Source organism: Streptomyces sp. ALB3, assembly GCF_044385685.1.
In the GTDB taxonomy this organism is placed as follows: domain Bacteria; phylum Actinomycetota; class Actinomycetes; order Streptomycetales; family Streptomycetaceae; genus Streptomyces.
The window spans coordinates 24,354-43,426 of the sequence record NZ_JBISCE010000025.1; the positions used below are offsets into that span (position 1 = coordinate 24,354).

Below are 19,073 nucleotides of genomic sequence, written 5' to 3' on the forward strand. Positions count from 1 at the left end.
GCGCGGGACACGTCGACCGCAGCGCTGCCGGACCGGGGCACAGGTCCGTGTGACCGGCGCGTACGCGCCGTCAGGGACGACCGCAGGCCTGTAGCGGTCGTCCCCCATCTACCCTTCACCGCACCGGAATTGGCCCAGTGTTCCGGTGTCCGAATGGCTCTCGGAAGGGGGCCTTCTCGGTCGTAGGCTCATGACATGACCGAGAACACGACCACCCCGTTCCCTCCGGTACTCACCCGGTACGCCGACGCGGAGACCTGCGTCGACCCGAGCAGCACGATGCGTCTGCTCGGCGAAGCGGCCCACACGGACGACGGCTTCACGAGCTACCGGTCCACATTCGCCGAGGGAGCGGTGGGGGCACCGGCCCACTTCCACACCAGGGCGACAGAACTGTTCTTCGTGCTCGACGGAGCCCTTCGCGTGCTCGTGGGCGACGAGGTGACCACCCTGCGGAAGGGCGACTTCCTGGCCGTTCCGCCCCACACCCCGCACGCCTTCGCCGCGGCTCCCGGGTCCACGGCGGACGTCATGTTCGTGTTCGACCGCCACATGGACCGCTTCGAATACCTGCGCCTGCTGGGCCGCGTGATGCGGGGGGAGGCGGACGCCAAGGAGATGGCCGAGTCCGCGCAGCGCTTCGACAACCACTACGTGGACAGCGCGGTCTGGCGCGCCGCGCTGGAACCCTCGTGACCGCGCGGCGGGACCCTGCGGCCGTGAGACCTGGTCACCACGGGCCATGACCGGCTTCCGGCCGGGTGCGAGCCGAAGACGCGGGGGTATGCGTGCGCCGCCGACTACCGGGTAGTCGGCAGCGCAAGGCGTAACCGACCGAAAGAAGGGGTTGTTCTCCTCATGTCCTCCTCCCTCGTCGAAACCGTCGACATCAAGGCGCCGGTCAGCGTCACCTGGGCTCTGTGGAGCGATGTGACGCAGTGGCCGAAGTTCCTGAGCCACGTGAAGCGGGTCGACCCGCTGGACGAGCGCCGGTTCTCCTGGCAGTTGTCCCTGCCGGGCGCCGACAAGGGCTTCGTCGCGGAGCTCACCGAGGTCGTCCCGCAGGACCGGATCGCCTGGAAGACCATCGAGGGCGTACACCACGCGGGCGTGGTCACCTTCCACCGGCTCGACGACACCTCCAGCAGGGTCGCCCTGCAGATCGAGTACGACCCGAACGGGTTCGTGGAGCACCTGGGTGCCCTCACCAACCTCGACTCGGCACTGGCCAACTACGACCTGGGCGAGTTCCAGAAGCTGGCCGAGTCCACGGCGGCGGGCGACCGCCCCCAGGGGCTGTGACCACGGCCCGTTCGCCGCGGAGCGGAGTGCCCCGCAGAACCGTGACCGCCCGTGCGGCCCTCCTGGGGCCGCACGGGCGGTCACGTTCTCGCGGGACGCGGCAGTCAGTGGCCTGACGACGTGGAGGGGCCGGGCCGGCCGGGGGCAGGGGCGTCCGCGTCCCGGTCGTGAGGTTCCGCGTCCCGCGTCCCGCGCGCCGCCGAAGGTTCCGCGTCCCGCGTCCTGCGTGCCGCCGCCGACTGGCGTGCCGTCCGCAGCGGTGACTGGGTCCACTCGGCGAACCACCACACGCCGGCCACCACACAGGCCCACACGAGCCCGCCCCGCACGGCGCTCGGCCACGGGGCGTCTTCCGCCCACCGCTCGACGGCGGTCAGCGCCACCCACGCGCTGATCAGGACGGTCAGGACTCGTACGCGCCTATATCTGAACATCTCCGCCCGATACCCGGTCGACGAGGTATTACACAGCGTGATCCCCGAAGAAGTGCACCAGTTGTCCCCGGGCCCCGCTGACCGGCGGGCCGCCTGCCGGCCGGGCGACAGGCGGTACACCCGTGCGGGGCGCCGCCGCAGGGCCGCCGGAGGACGCCGCAGTAGCCCGGCAGTCACTTCGCCGGGATGCGGGCGCGGTGGCCGGGGCGGGCCGTGGTCAGGCCCCGCCCCGTCTCCTCCCGTGGAACGGGGGTTGTCGGCAGCATCGGGAGCGGGTGGGATGGTTGTATGGAGAAAGCGCTTTCACAGCTCACCGCCGAACCCCTGGTGCCCTTCGACCACCTCGATCACCGCTACCGCGGCGAGAACCCGGTCCGCACCCTCGGCCACCTCTTCCACCCGGACCGCGGCCGACTGGCCCTGGCGGTCGCCATCTTCGTCGTGAAGCACAGCCCCATATGGCTGCTCCCGCTGATCACCGCCACCGTCCTCGACGTGGTCGTCCAGCACGGTCCCGAGTCGGGCATCTGGAAGTCGAGCGGCGTACTGCTGTTCATCCTCGTGATCAACTACCCGCTCCACCAGTGGTACGTGCGGTGCCTCGCGGGCAGCATCCGGCGCATGGGCACGACTCTGCGGTCGGCCCTCTGCCGCAGGATGCAGCAGCTGTCCATCGGCTACCACTCACGGGTGAGTTCGAGCGTGCTGCAGGCCAAGGTGGTCCGCGACGTCGAAGCCGTGGAGCACATGGTCCAGCAGAGTTCCGACATGGGACTCGGCGCGGTCGTCACGCTGATCGGCGGGCTCGTCGTCATCGGGGCGCGCGTGCCCGAGTTCCTGCCCGTCTTCCTCGTCGTGGTGCCCGCCTCCGGCTTTCTCGTGATGCGGCTCCGGGGGCGGCTGCGCAGTCACAACGAGTCCTTCCGCCGAGAGGTGGAGCAGCTGTCCTCCCGCGTCGGCGAGATGACCACGCTCATTCCCATCACCCGCGCCCACGGCCTGGAGAAGACGGCGCTCGGCCGGGTCGACGGGTCGCTGCGCCAGGTCTTCGCCGCCGGAATGCGTCTGGACATGATCAACGGACGCTTCGGGTCGCTGGCGTGGGTCATCCTCAACACGCTCGGTGTCCTGTGCCTGACGGGCTCCGCCCTGGTGGCGTACCACGGGTGGATGGACCTGACCCCCGGTGACGTGGTGATGCTCAGTTCCTTCTTCACCGTGCTGACGGGTTCCGTGACCACCTTGCTCGGCCTGGCTCCCGTCCTGACCAAGGGCCTCGAGTCGGTGCGTTCGGCGGGGGAGGTGCTGCAGGCCCCCGACCTGGAGAACAACGCGGGCAAGGCCCGGGTCGAGGGTGTGGCGGGACGCATCGACTTCGAGGACGTCGGGTTCACCTACGAGGACGGGGAGCCGGCCGTCGACGGGTTCACCCTCTCCGCGCGGCCGGGGGAGACCATCGCGCTCGTCGGGGCCTCGGGTGCCGGCAAGTCCACGGTGCTCAACCTGCTCATCGGATTCATCCGGCCCACCTCGGGCCGCATCCTCCTGGACGGCACCGACATGGCCGGGCTCGACCTCCGGACGTACCGGCGCTTCCTGTCGGTGGTGCCCCAGGAGTCGATCCTCTTCGAGGGCAGCATCCGCGACAACGTCACGTACGGCATGGGGGACACGGACGACGAGGCGTTGACGCGCGCCCTCCGGGACGCCAACGCGCTGGACTTCGTGAACGGTCTGCCGCGCGGCCTCGACACGGTCATCGGAGAGCACGGCGCGCAGCTGTCGGGCGGCCAGAAGCAACGTCTCGCCATCGCGCGGGCACTGATCCGGGATCCGAGGATCCTGGTGCTCGACGAGGCCACCTCCGCGCTCGACAACCGTTCCGAGGCCCTCGTGCAGGAGGCGCTCGCCCGGCTCGTCCACGGCCGGACCGTCTTCGTGGTGGCCCACCGGCTGTCCACGGTGCAGGGTGCCGACCGCATCGTTGCCATGGAGGGCGGCAGGATCGCCGAGGTGGGCACACACGCGGAGTTGCTGAGCACGGGTGGCGTGTACGCCGGGCTCCAGCCCCGTCCGACCGAGGTGACGTGAGGCCTCGCCCCGTGGCCGCCGGAAGGGACATCCACAAGGGAGGAGTCGGGGCGCGGGGGGCCGTAGCGGCGGTCCCGTCGCTCTGAGGTTCGACGCCCTTCCGGGATGCCGGGGAGGGCGCCCCGGCTTGGTACGTCAGGGTCCTGCGGCCGGATGCCGGGGTCCTCGCACGGACGCCCGCGCGATTCGTACAGGGGGACGGGGGGCGGATGTGCCTCCGAAGGGGGAGGCGGGTGGAATCGGCTGCCCGTGCGAGGTGTCATACCAGAGCGGGACGCCGGGCGGGCAACTTCGACAACTGCACGCCGCCCCCGGGCGATTGACGACTACCGTGTGTTGCCGGTGATCAACGGTGGGCTCCTATCGGTCGAGCCTGCCCCAGCCGTTGACCCGGGCCTGACCGACCACCGTAGGTGTCACCACACGAATGCCGATTCCTGGTGCCCCACGTACCGAGGACGATGATGTCTCAACTTCGCGCACCCACCGCGCGACCGGAACGCCGCGAAGGCGGACGGCACGGCCGTCCGGGTGGCCGTTCGCACTCGGCCGGGAGCCGGCCGCGCGCCACACAGCCCGCCCCCGACGGCGGTCTGCGACCACAGCTGCTGCGCACCGCCGTCCTGCCCGCCGTGGCCGCCGCCCTCAGCGGAGCCGCAGCCGTCATCTTCACCATCCGGGCCTCCGGGGTACGCCCGTCCGGCAGCCTCCTGGCGGCGCTCGGCGGCTCCGGAGCACTGGCCGTGGCGGCCGTCGCGGCAGCCTTCCTCGGTGCGGGCCGTGTCGCCAACGGTGTCCTCGACCGCGCTCTGGCGCTCCGGCACACCGGTGCCGAGCACCACGCCGAGCTCCGGCGCGTCGTGGAGCAGCTCCGGGACGGCGAACCCCTGCCGGCCCGGCGGGCGACGCCGGCAGCCCCTCCCGACGCGGACGCCTTCGAGCTGCTCTCCCAGGAGATGGGGCGCGCGCAGGACGACGCGGTGGCGGCCGTCGTCCAGGCCTCCCAGCTGTTCCGCGGCAACGGGAACGAACAGAAGGTCGAGGTCTTCGTCAACCTCGCCCGGCGGCTCCAGTCCCTCGTGCACCGTGAGATCCAGATTCTCGACGAGCTGGAGCAGGAGGTGGAGGATCCCGACCTGCTCAAGGGGCTCTTCCACGTCGACCACCTCGCCACCCGCATCCGCAGGCACGCCGAGAACCTCGCCGTGCTCGGTGGCGCCGTCTCGCGGCGCCAGTGGAGCAGTCCCGTGTCCATGACCGAAGTGCTGCGCTCGGCGATCGCCGAGGTCGAGCAGTACCCACGGGTCAAGTTGGTTCCGCCGATCGACGGAACCCTGCGCGGACACGCGGTCGCCGACGTGATCCACCTGCTCGCCGAACTCGTCGAGAACGCCACGGTGTTCTCCGCTCCGCACACCCAGGTCCTGCTGCGCGCCCAGCGCGTCACCTCCGGGCTCGCCCTGGAGGTGGAGGACCGGGGGCTCGGCATGCCCGGCCCCGAGCAGAAGCGGATGAACACCCTGCTGGCCGACCCCGACCAGGTCAACGTCGCCCACCTGCTGCAGGACGGGCGGATCGGACTGTACGTCGTCGCCTCCCTCGCTCGCAGACACGGCATCGCCGTACGGCTGCAGAGCAACATCTACGGGGGCACACAAGCGGTACTCGTGCTGCCCGAGGTGCTCCTGGGCATCGACATCGATGCCACGGCGCCCCCGGACGTGACCCCGTCCCCGCAGCCCGGAGCCGTGGGCGGGCCACCCTCGCACGGCAGGACACCCGTGGCCGGCCCGGCGCCGGCGGCGCCGCACCCGTCACCGCCGGACCGGACACCCGGCCAGGACCGGCGTCAGGCGGAGGCGCCGCCGCTGCCCCTGCGTGCCGAGCGGGTCGACCGGCCGAACCTGGCCGCGTCCCCGCCGGCCGTCCGGCCGGTGGAGACCCCAGGACCGGCCTCGCCGGCGATGACCGCGTCCTCGTCCGGAGCCGCCCCGTCGTCCGGGACCGGCGAACCCGCCCGGCCCGCCGTGGACACCGGGCGCCCGGCCGGAACGTCCGTGCCGGTTCCGGCCGGTTCCGGCCGTCCTCAGCTCCCCAGGCGCAGCAACCAGGAGCACCTGGTTCCACAACTCAGGGAAGCCCCGTCGCCGCGCGCCCGGGCCGGGAACGTCCTGCACGACCCCGGCCTCATGGCCGCCTTCCGGCGTGGGGTCGACCTGGCCGAAGCCCAGACGGCCGAGCATCCGGAGCCGGACGGCGCGCGTGGCGGTCCGGGAACCGCGCCCGCTGCAACCGGACCCGCCATGACTGTCGGGGCCCAGCGGTCCCAGGGCCTCGCCCCGCTGCCGTTCCGCGGCCCCAGTTCCACCGCGACGGCCGGTGCGGAGCGAGTGGAGCCGGGGCACCGGGCACCGCGGACATCCGGACCTGATCCACGAACCGAGAACATGTTCAAGGAGTAGATGCACCATGACGAGCGAAATGCCGCACGGTCAGGTCTCGGACCTCGACTGGCTGCTGAGCGGCCTGGTCCAACGCGTGCCCCACACGCGCAGCGCCGTCCTCCTGTCGGCGGACGGCCTGGTGAAATCGGTCCATGGCATGGATGCCGACAGCGCCGATCACATGGCCGCCCTGGCCGCGGGACTGTACTCGCTCGGCCGGAGCGCCGGTGCCCGGTTCGGCGACAACGGTGACGTACGACAGGTCGTGGTCGAGCTCGACTCGACCCTCCTGTTCGTCTCGACCGCCGGCTCCGGCACCTGTCTCGCCGTGCTCGCGGGCCGCGAGGCGGACGCCGCCGTCCTGGGCTACGAGATGGCCATGCTGGTCAAGAGCGTCCGCCCCTATCTGATGACGCCGCTGCGGCAGCCGGCCGGAGCGCCGTTCACCCCGGGGCTGTGAGGATGCCGGCCCCGCAGGACGGGCCGTTGCTCGACGACGCGGCAGGCCGGCTCATCCGCCCGTACACCGTGAGCAACGGCCGGACGAGGCCGACAACCGTGCTCGACCTGCTCTCCCTGGTGATGGCCACGGGGCGCGAGCCCCAGGTCCACCTGGGCCCCGAACACACCGTCGCCCTGGAGCTCTGCGAGGGACCCACGTCCGTGGCGGAGGTCGCCGCCCATCTCCGGCTGCCCGCCGTCATCACCAAGGTCCTTCTGTCGGACCTGGTCGACTGCGGCGCGGTCACCGCACACGCCCCCGCCTTCCACGACATGCCAACCGACCGATCTCTGCTGGAGGCAGTGCTCGATGGTCTACGACGACAGCTCTGACAGCTCCGAATTCTTCCCCGTGGCCCTCAAGGTCCTGGTCGCGGGCGGTTTCGGCGTCGGCAAAACAACGTTCGTGGGCGCCGTCAGCGAGATCGCGCCGCTCAGTACCGAGGAACTCCTCACACAGGTGAGCGTGGCGACCGACAGTCTGGAAGGCATCGAATCGAAGTCGGCGACGACCGTGGCCATGGACTTCGGCCGGATCACGCTGTCCGGGCAGCACGTGCTGTACCTGTTCGGCGCCCCTGGGCAGGAGCGGTTCTGGTTCATGTGGGACGAGTTGTCGAAGGGGGCACTCGGAGCGGTCGTGCTGGCCGACACCCGTCGGCTGGCCGAGTGCTTCCCGGCCGTCGACTTCTTCGAGCGGCGCGGCATCGGGTTCGTCGTCGCCGTCAACGAGTTCGACGGCGCCTACAGGTACGAGCCGGAAGAGGTGCGGGCGGCGCTCGACCTGGGGCCCGAAGTACCGGTCGTCCTCTGTGACGCCCGGATCGCCAGCTCGGGCACCGGAACTCTGGTCACCCTCGTCCAGCACCTCATCAACGCCACCGCACCGGCGCCGCTCTCGGGTTTCGGAGCCCGCCCGTGATCCCGTGAGGGACCGGCCGCCCGCCGCTCGCGGCGGACGGCCGCCCGGCCCGGGGCCACGGCCACCGCCCGGGCGCCGGGGTGTCACCGGATTGGCCGGGGGACAGAAAGCGCTTACTGGAGTGCGGCCTGCAGAGTTGATACCCGACATGCCGCGGTCGATGGGCCGAGGAGGCCGTGCCGGACCTCGCGGATCCCGGACGTCCGGGCTACGGTCGGACCGGCCGCAGCCCGGATCGGAGACCGTGGATGACCCTCACCGCCGACGACGTACGCGCGATCGCACTGGCCCTGCCCGACACGGCCGAGAAGCTCGCCTGGGGACAGCCCACCTTCCGGGTGGCGGGGAAGATCTTCGCCGCGCTCGGGGACGACGACGCGACCGTGGGGGTCAAATGCCCCGTGGAGGACCGCGCGGAGCTGATCGCCGCGGAACCGGAGAAGTTCTTCGTACGCGAGCGACACGACGAAGCCTATGCCTGGCTACGGGTGCGGCTCGCCGCCCTCGACGACGCGGGGGAACTGACCGCCGTCCTCACCGACTCGTGGAGGCAGGCCGCGCCGCGCCGGCTCGTCGCCGCCCACCCCGAGCTGGGCCACCCAGCGGTGGACGGCTGACGGGATCTCTCAGCCGTGCAGAAATCCGGTGATCCTCTCCCGCAGAGCGTGGGCGTCGAGTCCGTGCGACGCCAGGTGGTCCGTCATCTGTCCGTACCTCCGCAGTTCGCCCCGGCCCACTCCCAGCCCGAGTACCCGGTGGGGCAGGTCGGCCAAGGCGTCGTTGGCCACCGCCGTCGACGTGCCCGCCAGAAAGGGCTCGACCAGCACGACGTCCGTCCCGCGGCCCGCCCCGGCCGCCCGCCGGAGCCCCGCCGCGTCGAAGGGGCGCACGGTCGTCGCGTACAGCACGGTCGTGTCCAGGCCCTCCGTCGCCGTGAGCACGCTGTCGAGCATCGGCCCGACGGCGACCACGGTTCCGCCGGTTCCCTGCCGCACGGTGCTGAAGCCCGAGCCCGTGACCGGGCGGCCCGCGCTGTTCGACTGGAGGGAGAGCCGTACGTAGACGCGGCCGTCACCGGCGACTGCGTGCCGCAGCAGGGCTTCGGCTTCGTCGGGATGGCCGGGCACGTGCACCGTCCAGTCCTCGAGTGTGTCGAGCAGGGCGACATCACCCGGTGACATGTGGGTGAAGCCGCCGGCCGGCCAGTCGAACGAGGCACCGGCGCTGACCAGTACGCCGCCCACGCCCTGATGACCCAGGTCCAGCTTCACCTGCTCGAAAGGGCGCTCCACGAGGAAACTCGCGAAGGTGTGCATGATCGGCCGGACCCCGGTCAGAGCCATCCCGGCGCCCGCGCCGATGAGCAACTGCTCCCGGATGCCGACGTTGATCACCCGGTGGGGGTGTGCCTGTTCGGCCCGTTCGAAGCCGTCACGGCTGATCTCGGCGAGCAGGAGGGCGGTGCGGGGGTCCTCGTCCAGCAACCGCGTGGTGGTCGTGATGAAGCGGTCACGCATGGTGTCCATGGTGGGTCCTTGTCCGGAGGGGGCGGAATGGTCAGCGGCCGGGTGCCACACGGGCGATCACGGCGTGCGGCCGGCCGGGGTGCGGCGCCGTGAAGGCGGCGTGCAGCGCCTCGTGGTCCCGGCCGTCCACCGTCAGGGCCGACCATCCACCGGCCTCGAACCGGGCGGCGATGCCTCCAGGTCTGGCATAGGTCGCCGAGGCGTTGTCGATCACCACCGTGTGCAGTTGTTCGAGCCCGGCCGGGCCGGCGTAGGCGATCGCCTCGTGGTTACTGCCCTCGTCCAGCTCGGCGTCGCCGGTCAGCACCCACACGTGGGGATCCGTCAGCCCTTGCGCCCGCAGTCCCAGTACGCTGCCCACGGCGAGGGGGAGCCCGTGGCCGAGCGACCCGCTGCTGATCTCGGCCCCCGGTACCAGCAGCCGGTCGGGGTGGTGACCGAGCGGCGAGTCGTAGGACCCGAAGCCGGTGAGCAACTCCTCCTCGAAGAAGCCGCGAGCGGCCAGAACCGCGTAGTACGCCATGGGGCCGTGCCCCTTCGAGAGCAGGAACCGGTCGCGGCCGGGGGAGTCCGCGGTGCCGGGTGAGACTCGCAGTACCCGGTCGTACAGGACCCAGAGGGTGTCGAGGGTGGAGGTCGCGGCGGGGCCGTGCTTCTCGTCACCGGTCATGAGACTCATCAGCCGGCCCAGTTCGTCGTACCCGTGGACCGGCGGGGGGATCGTGTGCGTCATGCGCTCAGCGTTCGACATCAACCAAGGTTGAGGTCAAGGCCCCCGGAAACGGGTTCGTGAGCAGCGGTTGAAGTGCGGTATTGTTCTCATGCGCGTTCAGCCAGGGGGAAACCCCAGGTCACACGGGCAGCGGGACGTGGCGCAGCTTGGTAGCGCACTTGACTGGGGGTCAAGGGGTCGCAGGTTCAAATCCTGTCGTCCCGACTGGAGACAGTCGCAGGTCAGGGCCGGTTTCGGAGCAATCCGAAACCGGCCCTTGATCATTTTTGGGGACCAGTTGGGGACCAGCTGGAGGTCCGGCCTCCTTGACCGGGTCAGCGGGTCATGACGATGGGGCTCGGCAGCGAGCGTGGTGCGCGCAGCACGTTGAAGTGGGCCGAGAGCGCCGCCCCGGCGGCCGTGATCTTGTGGACGTCCGGGTGCAGATAGCGCTGGGTGGTGGTCAGTGAACCGTGGCCGGCGATTCTGCGGAGGACGTGCACTTGGACCCCGGCGTCGGCGAACCAGGTCAGTCCCGTGTGTCGGAGGTCGTGGCGGCGCAGATGCTCGTAGCCGAGCTTGGTGACGACGTCGTCCCAGTGCGTGGCGTCGCGCAGGACGGCGGTGGAGATACGTCCGCCGCGCGGGCCCGTGAACAGGCGCGCGTCCGGATTGGGGCCGGCGGACAGGATGCGCTGGGCGACGAGGGGGCGGATCTCCTCGACGATAGGAACCTTGCGGGCCCGCTTGCCCTTGGTGCCCTTGTCGGTCAGCCCGCCGGGCGCGGGTGTGGTCTGACGCCGCACGGTCCAGATCCACTGGGTGGTGTCGATGTCTCCGACGCGGCAGCCTGAGATCTCCCCGATCCGTGCGGCGGTGCACGCGGCGAAAATGACCACCTCTCCCCAGCCGCGGTACTCGTCGTGAGAGGCGGCCACCAGCGCGTCGGCCAGTGCGAGGAGTGTCTCCCAGTCGGGCAGGGCGAGCGCGCGCGGGTCAAGGAGTTCGTCCTCGGCCTGCTTGTAGAGCTTCTGCCACCCAGTGACTCGGGCGGGATTGACCTTGACGATGCCGTCGCGGACTGCCTGCTCCATGACGCGGACCAGGACGGCGATGGTGTTCTTGACCGTTGAGCGGCTGAGCTCGTCGGCGATCCAGTTCTGCACGGTGCGGTCGACAACGCCATTGGTGATCATCCGGACCGGGACGTGGCCCAGGGCGGGCACGACACGCATCCGCCAGCCTGACAGGTAGGGGTCGAGTGTTTTCAACTCCAAGCCGCGCAGAGCGAGGTCCATGTTCGCGTTGCCGTATTCGGCGAGCTTCATGGTGGCGAGCGACGGGGACAGCCCTGCCTCAGCCGCTTCGATGATGGACTGGAGCCACTCCTGTGCTTCATCCTCGTCCGCCTTCCCCTCCGACAGGGACAGACGCCGCTTCGTAGCCGGATCGAACCAGCGGACTCGCGCGCGGTACGGGTTGGGGCGATCAGGCCGGTACTCGATGTCGGTGGTGAGTCGGACACCGACCGGCACAATGGCCTTGTCGGCCATCATGCGTCTCGGCGCGGGACGGTTCGGTGGCGACGCAGCCATTCCTCAACGTCGAGGGCGCTGTACATGATGACGCGTTCCGAAACGGAGACGAACGGCGGGCCCTGGGGAGGCTGAGCTGTGCGCCAACGGCGCAGAGTCGAGGTGTTTACACGTAGGCAGGCGGCGAGGTCGCGCGTCGAATACCAGGCATTGGCCAGGAGAGGCGATCGGCTGTCATCTTGGACGAAACGGGCACTGCCCTCATTCTTCGCATGCGTCTGACGGTCTGTGTAGTCTGCTATCGGTTTGGTGGGCAAGGGTGGTGGATCTCCGGGGGTACGGAGCACCAAAGGGATACAGAAGGCGGTCGGCGACAAGCGGGGCGGCCCGCAGGTGGTGAACCGTGGGGTTCTGCATGAACAGAAGCGGTGAGCCCCTTCTGTTGGAACTGATCCGCAGTGGTGCTCTGGGCAAACGGTGGACAACAATTGTCTGCAGAAGCGCCGGTTTGGCTAACCGGCGATGTGCGGCTATGTTGCCCTCATTTGCGACGCGGTGAGCGTCACGTACTGTGCCGATTACTGTTTCTCGATGACCCACCACGTGGAGTGCGTCGCGATCCTTGAACCCATCGCAAAGGGCATCTGACCTGCAGGTTTCCCAGTGTGCGTTATGTGCATTGTGGGCGTTACGGGCGATATCTTGACGCTGAAATGACGCTCGTCCTGACGGGGTGTCAGGGCTGTGATCGTGCAGGTAGCGCCGGGTGCTGAACTCGGTTTGTGCGGTCTGGCTTTGCGGAGACTTGAAGAACATCGGTCCGTTCCGCCGTCGCGGGTAGCGGCGGCGGGCGCGCTGCCAGGTGTGGCATCGCGGCTGGCAGCCGGGCTCGAGTGGGTGCTCAGTAGCTGGATCCGTAGGGGCTCAAGCCCTGCATGAACGGCTTGAGGTCCTCGGCCCGGGGCTCGGGGATTTCCGGCATCAGCGGTGAACCGTTGAGTGGATTCAGGCGTTGTACGTGTCCCTCGGCCCAGGCGATCCACGCCTCGGCTTCGTCCTTGGCTGGTCCGAGCGGCAGACGCTCGGCGTGGAGTCGGAGTGCGCCAAGGTACTCGACAAGACCCGCTGCGCGCCTCCAAGCCGCGTTCTGTGCTTCAAGGTGGCGGGCGCGGTATGCCTCTGCGTATTGGGCCGTGGCCTGACGTTTCACGGCTTCCCATCGCAGGCGCTTCTGCTGGGCCTCCTCCAGGTCAGCCAGACGCTTGCATTCGTCTTCCTGCCCGCGGAGGCCGACCTCCTGCACGATTTCGGCGAGCTGGTCCTCAAGGGGGCGTGCGGCCGTGTCGGCCCATTCGCTGGCCCTGTGTCGCAGGCCGCCGCTGACGCAGATCCTCAGGCGTTCAGCGGGGGAGTGGTCGTACCGAGGAATCCTGACCCAGGAGTGCTCCTCAACTTCAGCGAGTTCCTTCTTCGTGGGGATGTGTTCGGTCCGGTCCTGCTCCTGCAGGATGAGGAAATCGCATCTCTGCCTCTGGGCTGTGACGGTGAAGTGGGGAGGGCCGTTCCACCGGCGATGTGGTGCCGGTGCACTCTCGGCTGTGCCGAATGCGCTGGCGTATCCGAGCCTCTGCGTCGCGGTGAGCAGCGCGTGGATGAGACGGAAGGCTCGACCCTGCACAGACTTGGTCAGCCTCATGGGCTGGGGGTGCTGCTGCAGAGCTTTGACCACCGGGTGCGGAGCGGTGAGCCGTACCGGTACGGGAATGGGTGGCAGCACGGCCAGTCGCCAGGCGGGGGTGTCGACCAGGCGGATTTCGTATCCATCACGGCACCAGCCCGCGTGCAGTTCCTTCGTCTCGGGGATCTTTCCCGACCGGCGCGCCGCGGCGACACGGATCGGCCATTTTTCGGTCTCCCGACCACTGGCCTCACGTTTGATGATTCGACCGCCGGCTTCGACGAGCTCTTCCAGGAGCTGCTCCGTGACGGTCTTGGCTTTCTTCCGTGGAAGGGGCCTGGTTCGTTGTGGTGGCACGGGCGCAAGCGACCTGGCGCTGGATTTCTCGCTCTCGGGCATGTTGGGTGACTGGATTCCAGCCCGTGGCGCCGGTGCGGTGTCTTTGCTGCAAGGTTGTTCGGGCGGATAGGATCCGTGGTCCAGGTATTGCTGGCCGGCCTTGGTGAGGGCGACTGACCATTGCCCCTGTCGCTTGGAGACTTTGACTAGTCCGCGGCTGTGCAGGGCTTGGCAGCTGAGTTTGTGCCCGGTTCCTTCCCACACGCCGTTAGGGCAGCCTCGGGCGACCCATTGCAGCACCTGTTGCTGCCGTTCGTTGAGCTGTCGTGGCACCTGAACTCCCCACCGTGCGAATGCCTCACGTGCAATGCTCTCAGCCGCACTCCGCCTGGCGGGTGGAAGAGGAGGGGGGTGGCAGGCGGCGATGAAGATTCGGACAGATGTAGGCATGGCCGCCTGTGGTGGCTAGGCTCGCAGTCGTTCGTTGGTGGCCGCCGTGGACGCTTGCTGGTCGGCCCGTGACGGGTGCTGGCCGTTTCGCGATCATCCGAGGAGGTGGCCGCCGGGCGTACGAGTACCCGTACTAGCCTGGCCATCCGTGCTGAGGCGTTCCCGTGTCTTAGGCAGGGGAAGGCTGGTTAGGCGTGTCGGTCCCGCTTGGCTGCGGCCAGGACGGGACTGGCGAGTGGATCGTGTGAACGTGAGCCGCTCGTGCTTCCGGTGATGCGTGCCTGAGGGTAGGCAGGGGCGTGCAGGCGCACCGCGGACGAGGGTGTCAGTTCGAGACGAGAGCAGGTTGGTTCATGGCGGTCGTGGCGCGAGAGCAGATGGATGTCGTCGCAGGTGCGCTGACTCCCTGCGACCTCGTGCCTCGCGAGGCGAAGCTCGCGCTCGTCGAAGCCTTCGGGACGGAAGCTGTTGTGGCCTATCGGTATGACGCGCTCGAGCGGGAGCGGCGGGCAGATGAAGGGATGCCGCCGCTAACGCGACCTGACGTCCTGGATCTCCTCATGTCGCTGCCCCTGGGCGAGCCGGTTCCTGCCGACTCTTTGAGCGAGAGGGAGCGCCGGGTGCTGAAGTCCCTTCCGAAGGGCGCGGCGGTCCGCAGGGACGGGTCGATCACCCGCCGAGCGGCGCAGCCTGTCCATATCGACATGGCTTTCGTGCCCGGCCGAAGCTGGGAGTCGGCGATGGAGAAGGCAGAGCGATTTACTCCGTTCTGTTCTCGCGCGGTGGTGGTGGACGGCGTATTGCGGCGCAAAGATGATGCTGTGCTGCGCGCGGACTTTTACGGCATCGGCCTGCTCACACTTCAGGGGGACTCGGTGGAAGTGGTGGTGCCGCCGCGTCCCTTCGTGCGCAGACGTCATACCGTCGCCGGCTGGAAGTTCCTGGAAGACGTCCACCGCCAGCTCCCCTGAGCATCTGGCCCGTGGCTCGCTACGGGGTGACGGGGAGTGTCGCCCATGCTTTGAGCGGCGCGGGCGCCTGGAATCCGGACCTGGGGCTGGCGCCCAGGCCGATGCGCTGGTTCTCCAACGCGTAGCGGTCGATCGAGGCCGCACATTTGTCGCGCCACCACGATTTACGCGGGGTGCCTGGCTGGTAGCTGGCCATTTCGGTGACCCAGTCGCTCCAGGTGAGGACGGTGTGATTGTCGGCCTCGCGCCGGGTTTCGCCGTCAGGCAGGAGAAAGCGATCGAGTCCACGCCCGTCGCACTCCTCGCAGGAGCAGGTTGCGGGATCCACGTTGCCGTACAGCCTGGCGAGGGACTCGGCGCCCTTGAAGCACATGAGCTCCGGCATCAGCACGTTCGGGTAGGTGGGGCCAGCCTTGTTGGTCTGGGCCTTCTCGCCGGGCGGGATCGCGTGGCGGAGTGAACTCTGCACGCCGATGCCGGCACAGAGGGCGCCGTGCGCGATCGCATCAAGCGCAGCGAGGTCGGTCCGCAGGAGCGCCATGTGCTCGACCTCGGCCAGCAGGCGGCGCAGATTGGCGGGGATGTCCTTCGTCTGCTCCAGCGGATCGAACTGGCGGAAGAGGACGAGGGCCTTCGGGTGCCGGATCTTCGTGCAGACTGCGATGAGTTGACCGATGTTCTCGCGGTTCAGCCACGTGACGTCGATCGGGAGCGTCACGACGGTGTCGGCGCGTTCGATCTTGTTGGCCTCGCGTATCACTGCCTTGAGCGTCTTGGAGTCCGCGGGCGGAATGTAGCCGGTCGGGGTGAGTGCCGCGCTCGCTCCACGTGCCTTCTGGAAGGCCAGTGAGGTGTCCACTGAGGCGAACAGCTCGTCGGTGGGCACCATGAACGGCTCGTCGGCGGTCGCGACGTAGGTGGTGTAGGGGGCACTGTCGATCAATAGAGTGCCTTCGTAACCAGCCGTGCTGCGAAGGTGGAAAGCCCGCTCGTCGGCTTTGGCTCCGGTCATCACGACGCCACTGAAGTCGTCATCGAGCGCGGGCCGCGGCCGCGGAAGATTCACGGCGTTTTCATGGAGCAGCACCCGCCCCTGGAGAAGCGGCACGGCGGCAACGGTGTGGTCGAGCGTCTTCAGGGCGGGCGGTCGCCGCCTCGGGGAGGGGGTGTTGCTCATGAATCACCTCGCAGAAGAGTCCGGCACGTCCTTGTGTCCGGACGGAGAAGAAGGGCACACGTAGATCTCGTGGAACTCCTCGCGACCCAGGCCCGCTAGGTGGGCGGTCTCGGTCGGACTGAGGTGGAGCTGCTCAAGCCGGGTGACGGCTTGAGCGAGATGGCGCGGGGTCTCGCGTCGGATGGTGATCGGCTCGTTGGTGCGGTAGCCGAGGGCGGACAACTCGACTATGAGCGTGCGGTGGTGCCATTCGCTGATGACTCCCAAGTCCATGGCGCGCCTGATGAGGGATGCCATCGATACCCCCCACCGGGCCTTGAGGTCCAGCAGACGGGACACGTCGATGCCTGGCTTCAGTTCGGGCAGGACCGCGTCGTGGGGCATGAGGAACTCGGCGGCGAACCGGTTGGCCTGGTCCTCCTGCACGCGCGCCTCTCCCGGCTCGGCGTGCATCACCAGGTGGCCCAGCTCATGCGCCAGGCTGAATCGAGAACGGTCCCCGGGTGCGCGCGAGTTGAGCAAGATCAACGGATACCCGCCAGGGGGCCACTGGCTCACGGCGTCGAGCGCGGTGGTGCAGAGATCTCGGACTACGACCAGAGCGCCGGCTTCTTCGAGCAGGGCGACCATGTCCTCGATCGGTCCTGCGGGGACGCTCCACTCCTCACGCATCGTCTCCGCCGCATCCGCGGGAGTATCGAAGTCGTTGACCTCCACGCGCCGAAACCTGTCGTTTCGATGGAGGTCCGCTGCCCGAGCCAAGGAGTCGACCTGGAGCCGGGTGAGCGCCAACGTTGCATGGATCCGCCGCAGGGCGGGCGCCCCCAGGGAGGCGCGCTTGCGATGGTGCACCAGTCCGACGCCTGTCCCGGCCGTGTCACTGCCGCGGCACAGCGTGTCGGCGGTGTAGCGCAGGGCGTCAGCGAACAACTGCACGCGCCCGTCCCTGACGGGGATGCGGCCGGCTTCGGCTCGGCTGACGTACCCCTGGGTGATGCGGCTGCCATCAAGACGTGTCATCTCGTCGGCAAGTTCGGACTGTGTCCAGCCGCGTGAGTCACGGGCCAGCGTGAGCATCCAGGGATCCGCAACCAAGCTCGTCTGGTCGCGCACGTGCCCACCTCCAGCCCTGGCGAGTTCAACTCCTCAGAGAGTACACGGTTTTATGCCTCAGAATATTCCGCCCATGATCTGAGGCCCGTCACGGCTCCATGCGTACCAGACCCCACTGACAGTCCAACTCAACTGTTCAAGGCGTCTTTCGGTACCGAGAAGGCACTCCCCAGGCACAAGCAACGACTGGACGCACTGGAGCAGGCCGTTGTCGATGCCGCTGACAAGTTCGAGGCCGCAGCTAGTGCGGCTGCCCTGCACACGCTCAAGGACCTTGCGGCGAAGCCTGTCGATGCGGCTGACCGAGCTCAGCTAACGAACACCTATACAAACCGGTTCGTACCGGACGGTGCCCCCGGCAATTTGTTGTACAACGCGTTAAAGAAGGTTCGGCACAAAATTTGCCCCCTCTGTGGTCACCGTGATGTCAGCACCCTCGATCACCAACTGCCCAAGATGAAGTACCCGCTCCTAGTAGTGCTTGGTCAGGTTCGCTCGATGGTGGCGTGTCCGCTTGATCTGTTGTGTCGTTGATCGGGTGTGCTGGGTGAGGAGTTGGCCGCGGTCCGGTGTGATCTGGAGGACTTCGCGGCGGAGATGTTCGAGCCGTTCGCGCGGGCGGAACAGCGTCGGTGGGGCGAGGTCTATCTGCGCGGACTGCTGCTGGACGGCGGCCGGAAATCGGTGGAGCCGATGGCCGCCCGCCTGGGCGAGGACGGTAACCGGCAGGCCCTGGCCCACTTCGTCACCTCCAGCCCGTGGGATGCGGCGCATGTCCGGGCCCGCCTGGCCTGGCGGATGCAGCCGGTCATCAAGCCCACCGCGCTGATCATCGATGACACCGGGTTCCTCAAGGACGGCGGAGCGTCCGCGTGCGTGACCAGGCAGTACACCGGCACCGCGGGCAAGGTCACCAACTGTCAGGCCGGGGTCTCGCTGCATCTAGCCTCCCACAACGCCTCTGCAGCGGTGAACTGGCGACTGTTCCTGCCCGAGAGCTGGGATCCCGCCGCGTCGAAGGCCGATCCGGTGAAGGTGGCCCGCCGCACCTCGTGCGCGGTCCCGGCCGAGCTGGGTCATGTCGAGAAGTGGCAGCTGGCCCTCGACATGATCGACGAGACGCGGTCCTGGGGCGTCGACGTGCCCCAGGTCATCGCCGATGGCGGATACGGCGACACGGCCGCCTTCCGGCTCGGCCTGGAAGCGCGCGGACTCGACTACGTGGTGGGCATCTCGACCACGACCACCGCGCAGTGCGAGGAGGCACGGCCGTGCACCGCCGACTACACCGGCCGGGGCCGACTGCCGGTTGCGGCCTATCCTGATCCGGCCCGGCGAGTGAAGGACCTGGTCATCGCGGCGGGCAAGGGGTCCGCCCGGCCGGTGCAGTGGCGAGAGGGCTCACGGCCCGGCAGCGGCCGCAGTGGCCACAAGCGCATGTACTCGCGGTTCGTCGCCCTGCGGATCAGGCCCGCCGGACGCGAGATCCGCAAGGCCACGGCCGGCACCGAACTGCCGGTGCACTGGCTGCTGGCCGAATGGCCCGTCACCGAAGACGAGCCCGTGCAGTTCTGGCTCTCCAACCTGCCCGAGAACACCCGCTGCCTGTCCTCGTGCGCACCGCGAAGCTCCGCTGGCGCATCGAGCACGACTACCGGGAGATGAAACAAGCCCTCGGCCTGGCCCACTTCGAAGGCCGCACCTGGCCCGGCTGGCACCACCACGTCACCCTCGTCTCCGTCGCCCACGCCTTCTGCACCCTCCAACGGCTGGGCCGCTCCCCAAAAGAGACGGCGTCGGCCTGAGCATCTACCGAGTCGTCCGCGAAGTGCAGTTACTCCTCGCACTCTGGACCGGCGCCTGCCCCACCTGTCACCG

Annotated in this window: 18 protein-coding genes, 1 tRNA gene and 1 pseudogene; 13 read left to right on the forward strand and 7 right to left on the reverse strand. The window is 68.8% G+C overall.

Annotated elements, in window-relative coordinates:
* The first annotated feature begins 195 nt into the window (after positions 1–195).
* On the forward strand, positions 196–696 hold the full coding sequence (locus ACHFIV_RS11390) for a cupin domain-containing protein (protein WP_398966463.1): 501 nt from the start codon (positions 196–198) through the stop codon (positions 694–696).
* 162 nt (positions 697–858) lie between these two features.
* Positions 859–1,302 carry an SRPBCC family protein gene (locus ACHFIV_RS11395; protein ID WP_398966466.1) on the forward strand — a complete coding sequence of 148 codons (444 nt, stop codon included), beginning with the start codon at positions 859–861 and terminating at the stop codon, positions 1,300–1,302.
* A 104-nt stretch (positions 1,303–1,406) separates the two neighbouring features.
* On the opposite strand, the gene ACHFIV_RS11400 is transcribed toward ACHFIV_RS11395, so the two are convergent.
* Positions 1,407–1,736, reverse strand: coding sequence for a hypothetical protein (locus tag ACHFIV_RS11400; RefSeq protein WP_398966469.1), 330 nt, complete (start codon positions 1,734–1,736; stop codon positions 1,407–1,409).
* Between the two features lie 288 nt (positions 1,737–2,024).
* Here ACHFIV_RS11400 and ACHFIV_RS11405 point away from each other — a divergent pair, with 288 nt between their 5' ends.
* The 6 genes from ACHFIV_RS11405 to ACHFIV_RS11430 all read left to right on the forward strand — a co-directional run bounded on the left by ACHFIV_RS11405 (position 2,025) and on the right by ACHFIV_RS11430 (position 8,311).
* The gene (locus tag ACHFIV_RS11405; protein ID WP_398966472.1) at positions 2,025–3,827 is read left to right on the forward strand and encodes an ABC transporter ATP-binding protein; all 1,803 of its coding nucleotides are present in this window, start codon (positions 2,025–2,027) and stop codon (positions 3,825–3,827) included.
* Positions 3,828–4,291: 464 nt separating this feature from the next.
* A complete protein-coding gene (locus ACHFIV_RS11410) occupies positions 4,292–6,289 on the forward strand; it encodes a sensor histidine kinase (RefSeq protein WP_398966475.1) in 1,998 nt (665 codons plus the stop codon).
* Positions 6,290–6,296: 7 nt separating this feature from the next.
* A complete protein-coding gene (locus ACHFIV_RS11415; protein WP_398966478.1) occupies positions 6,297–6,731 on the forward strand; it encodes a roadblock/LC7 domain-containing protein in 435 nt (144 codons plus the stop codon).
* 2 nt (positions 6,732–6,733) lie between these two features.
* Positions 6,734–7,105, forward strand: coding sequence for a DUF742 domain-containing protein (locus ACHFIV_RS11420; RefSeq protein WP_398966481.1), 372 nt, complete (start codon positions 6,734–6,736; stop codon positions 7,103–7,105).
* Positions 7,083–7,694 (forward strand): GTP-binding protein, encoded by a 612-nt coding sequence (locus ACHFIV_RS11425; protein ID WP_398966484.1) that lies wholly within the window; start codon positions 7,083–7,085, stop codon positions 7,692–7,694. The genes ACHFIV_RS11420 and ACHFIV_RS11425 overlap by 23 nt, the downstream gene beginning before the upstream one ends.
* A gap of 248 nt (positions 7,695–7,942) precedes the next feature.
* On the forward strand, positions 7,943–8,311 hold the full coding sequence (locus tag ACHFIV_RS11430) for an MmcQ/YjbR family DNA-binding protein (protein WP_398966486.1): 369 nt from the start codon (positions 7,943–7,945) through the stop codon (positions 8,309–8,311).
* 9 nt (positions 8,312–8,320) lie between these two features.
* On the opposite strand, the gene ACHFIV_RS11435 is transcribed toward ACHFIV_RS11430, so the two are convergent.
* The gene (locus tag ACHFIV_RS11435; protein WP_398966489.1) at positions 8,321–9,220 is read right to left on the reverse strand and encodes a transketolase family protein; all 900 of its coding nucleotides are present in this window, start codon (positions 9,218–9,220) and stop codon (positions 8,321–8,323) included.
* Positions 9,221–9,251: 31 nt separating this feature from the next.
* Positions 9,252–9,953 carry a transketolase gene (locus ACHFIV_RS11440; RefSeq protein ID WP_398966492.1) on the reverse strand — a complete coding sequence of 234 codons (702 nt, stop codon included), beginning with the start codon at positions 9,951–9,953 and terminating at the stop codon, positions 9,252–9,254.
* A 130-nt stretch (positions 9,954–10,083) separates the two neighbouring features.
* Between ACHFIV_RS11440 and ACHFIV_RS11445 the strand changes: the two genes are divergently transcribed.
* Positions 10,084–10,157, forward strand: a tRNA-Pro gene (locus tag ACHFIV_RS11445).
* 110 nt (positions 10,158–10,267) lie between these two features.
* Here ACHFIV_RS11445 and ACHFIV_RS11450 read toward each other — a convergent pair.
* Complete coding sequence (locus ACHFIV_RS11450; protein ID WP_398966689.1) at positions 10,268–11,485, reverse strand: tyrosine-type recombinase/integrase; 1,218 nt, start codon at positions 11,483–11,485, stop codon at positions 10,268–10,270.
* A gap of 883 nt (positions 11,486–12,368) precedes the next feature.
* A complete protein-coding gene (locus ACHFIV_RS11455; protein ID WP_398966494.1) occupies positions 12,369–13,544 on the reverse strand; it encodes a hypothetical protein in 1,176 nt (391 codons plus the stop codon).
* 743 nt (positions 13,545–14,287) lie between these two features.
* Between ACHFIV_RS11455 and ACHFIV_RS11460 the strand changes: the two genes are divergently transcribed.
* Complete coding sequence (locus ACHFIV_RS11460; RefSeq protein WP_398966497.1) at positions 14,288–14,905, forward strand: hypothetical protein; 618 nt, start codon at positions 14,288–14,290, stop codon at positions 14,903–14,905.
* Positions 14,906–14,924: 19 nt separating this feature from the next.
* Here the strand turns inward: ACHFIV_RS11460 and ACHFIV_RS11465 are convergent, their stop codons facing one another.
* Together ACHFIV_RS11465 and ACHFIV_RS11470 are read right to left on the reverse strand one after the other, a co-directional pair.
* Entirely contained in the window at positions 14,925–16,082 is a 1,158-nt protein-coding gene (locus tag ACHFIV_RS11465) for a hypothetical protein (protein WP_398966499.1), read from the reverse strand.
* A gap of 3 nt (positions 16,083–16,085) precedes the next feature.
* The gene (locus tag ACHFIV_RS11470) at positions 16,086–17,195 is read right to left on the reverse strand and encodes an ImmA/IrrE family metallo-endopeptidase (RefSeq protein ID WP_398966501.1); all 1,110 of its coding nucleotides are present in this window, start codon (positions 17,193–17,195) and stop codon (positions 16,086–16,088) included.
* Here ACHFIV_RS11470 and ACHFIV_RS11475 point away from each other — a divergent pair, their 5' ends adjacent.
* From ACHFIV_RS11475 to ACHFIV_RS11485, 3 genes and pseudogenes are all read left to right on the forward strand, one after another.
* Entirely contained in the window at positions 17,196–17,729 is a 534-nt protein-coding gene (locus ACHFIV_RS11475) for a hypothetical protein (protein ID WP_398966504.1), read from the forward strand. It begins immediately after the preceding gene.
* Between the two features lie 63 nt (positions 17,730–17,792).
* Positions 17,793–18,737 (forward strand): annotated as a pseudogene (locus ACHFIV_RS11480) (IS701 family transposase); the annotation flags it as partial.
* Complete coding sequence (locus tag ACHFIV_RS11485; RefSeq protein ID WP_398966507.1) at positions 18,734–19,000, forward strand: transposase; 267 nt, start codon at positions 18,734–18,736, stop codon at positions 18,998–19,000. The pseudogene ACHFIV_RS11480 and the gene ACHFIV_RS11485, both read left to right, overlap by 4 nt.
* Positions 19,001–19,073 lie beyond the last annotated feature (73 nt).

What these genes read in the sequence shown, in the direction of transcription:
- ACHFIV_RS11425 (WP_398966484.1), top strand. Translation starts at nt 7,083, where the DNA reads ATGGTCTACGACGACAGCTCTGACAGCTCCGAATTCTTCCCCGTGGCC.
- ACHFIV_RS11405 (WP_398966472.1), top strand. Translation starts at nt 2,025, where the DNA reads ATGGAGAAAGCGCTTTCACAGCTCACCGCCGAACCCCTGGTGCCCTTC.
- ACHFIV_RS11400 (WP_398966469.1), bottom strand. Translation starts at nt 1,736, where the DNA reads ATGTTCAGATATAGGCGCGTACGAGTCCTGACCGTCCTGATCAGCGCG.
- ACHFIV_RS11440 (WP_398966492.1), bottom strand. Translation starts at nt 9,953, where the DNA reads ATGACGCACACGATCCCCCCGCCGGTCCACGGGTACGACGAACTGGGC.
- ACHFIV_RS11460 (WP_398966497.1), top strand. Translation starts at nt 14,288, where the DNA reads ATGGCGGTCGTGGCGCGAGAGCAGATGGATGTCGTCGCAGGTGCGCTG.
- ACHFIV_RS11455 (WP_398966494.1), bottom strand. Translation starts at nt 13,544, where the DNA reads ATGCCCGAGAGCGAGAAATCCAGCGCCAGGTCGCTTGCGCCCGTGCCA.
- ACHFIV_RS11485 (WP_398966507.1), top strand. Translation starts at nt 18,734, where the DNA reads ATGGCCCGTCACCGAAGACGAGCCCGTGCAGTTCTGGCTCTCCAACCT.
- ACHFIV_RS11395 (WP_398966466.1), top strand. Translation starts at nt 859, where the DNA reads ATGTCCTCCTCCCTCGTCGAAACCGTCGACATCAAGGCGCCGGTCAGC.
- ACHFIV_RS11415 (WP_398966478.1), top strand. Translation starts at nt 6,297, where the DNA reads ATGACGAGCGAAATGCCGCACGGTCAGGTCTCGGACCTCGACTGGCTG.
- ACHFIV_RS11450 (WP_398966689.1), bottom strand. Translation starts at nt 11,485, where the DNA reads ATGGCCGACAAGGCCATTGTGCCGGTCGGTGTCCGACTCACCACCGAC.
- ACHFIV_RS11430 (WP_398966486.1), top strand. Translation starts at nt 7,943, where the DNA reads ATGACCCTCACCGCCGACGACGTACGCGCGATCGCACTGGCCCTGCCC.
- ACHFIV_RS11435 (WP_398966489.1), bottom strand. Translation starts at nt 9,220, where the DNA reads ATGGACACCATGCGTGACCGCTTCATCACGACCACCACGCGGTTGCTG.
- ACHFIV_RS11410 (WP_398966475.1), top strand. Translation starts at nt 4,292, where the DNA reads ATGTCTCAACTTCGCGCACCCACCGCGCGACCGGAACGCCGCGAAGGC.
- ACHFIV_RS11420 (WP_398966481.1), top strand. Translation starts at nt 6,734, where the DNA reads ATGCCGGCCCCGCAGGACGGGCCGTTGCTCGACGACGCGGCAGGCCGG.
- ACHFIV_RS11465 (WP_398966499.1), bottom strand. Translation starts at nt 16,082, where the DNA reads ATGAGCAACACCCCCTCCCCGAGGCGGCGACCGCCCGCCCTGAAGACG.
- ACHFIV_RS11390 (WP_398966463.1), top strand. Translation starts at nt 196, where the DNA reads ATGACCGAGAACACGACCACCCCGTTCCCTCCGGTACTCACCCGGTAC.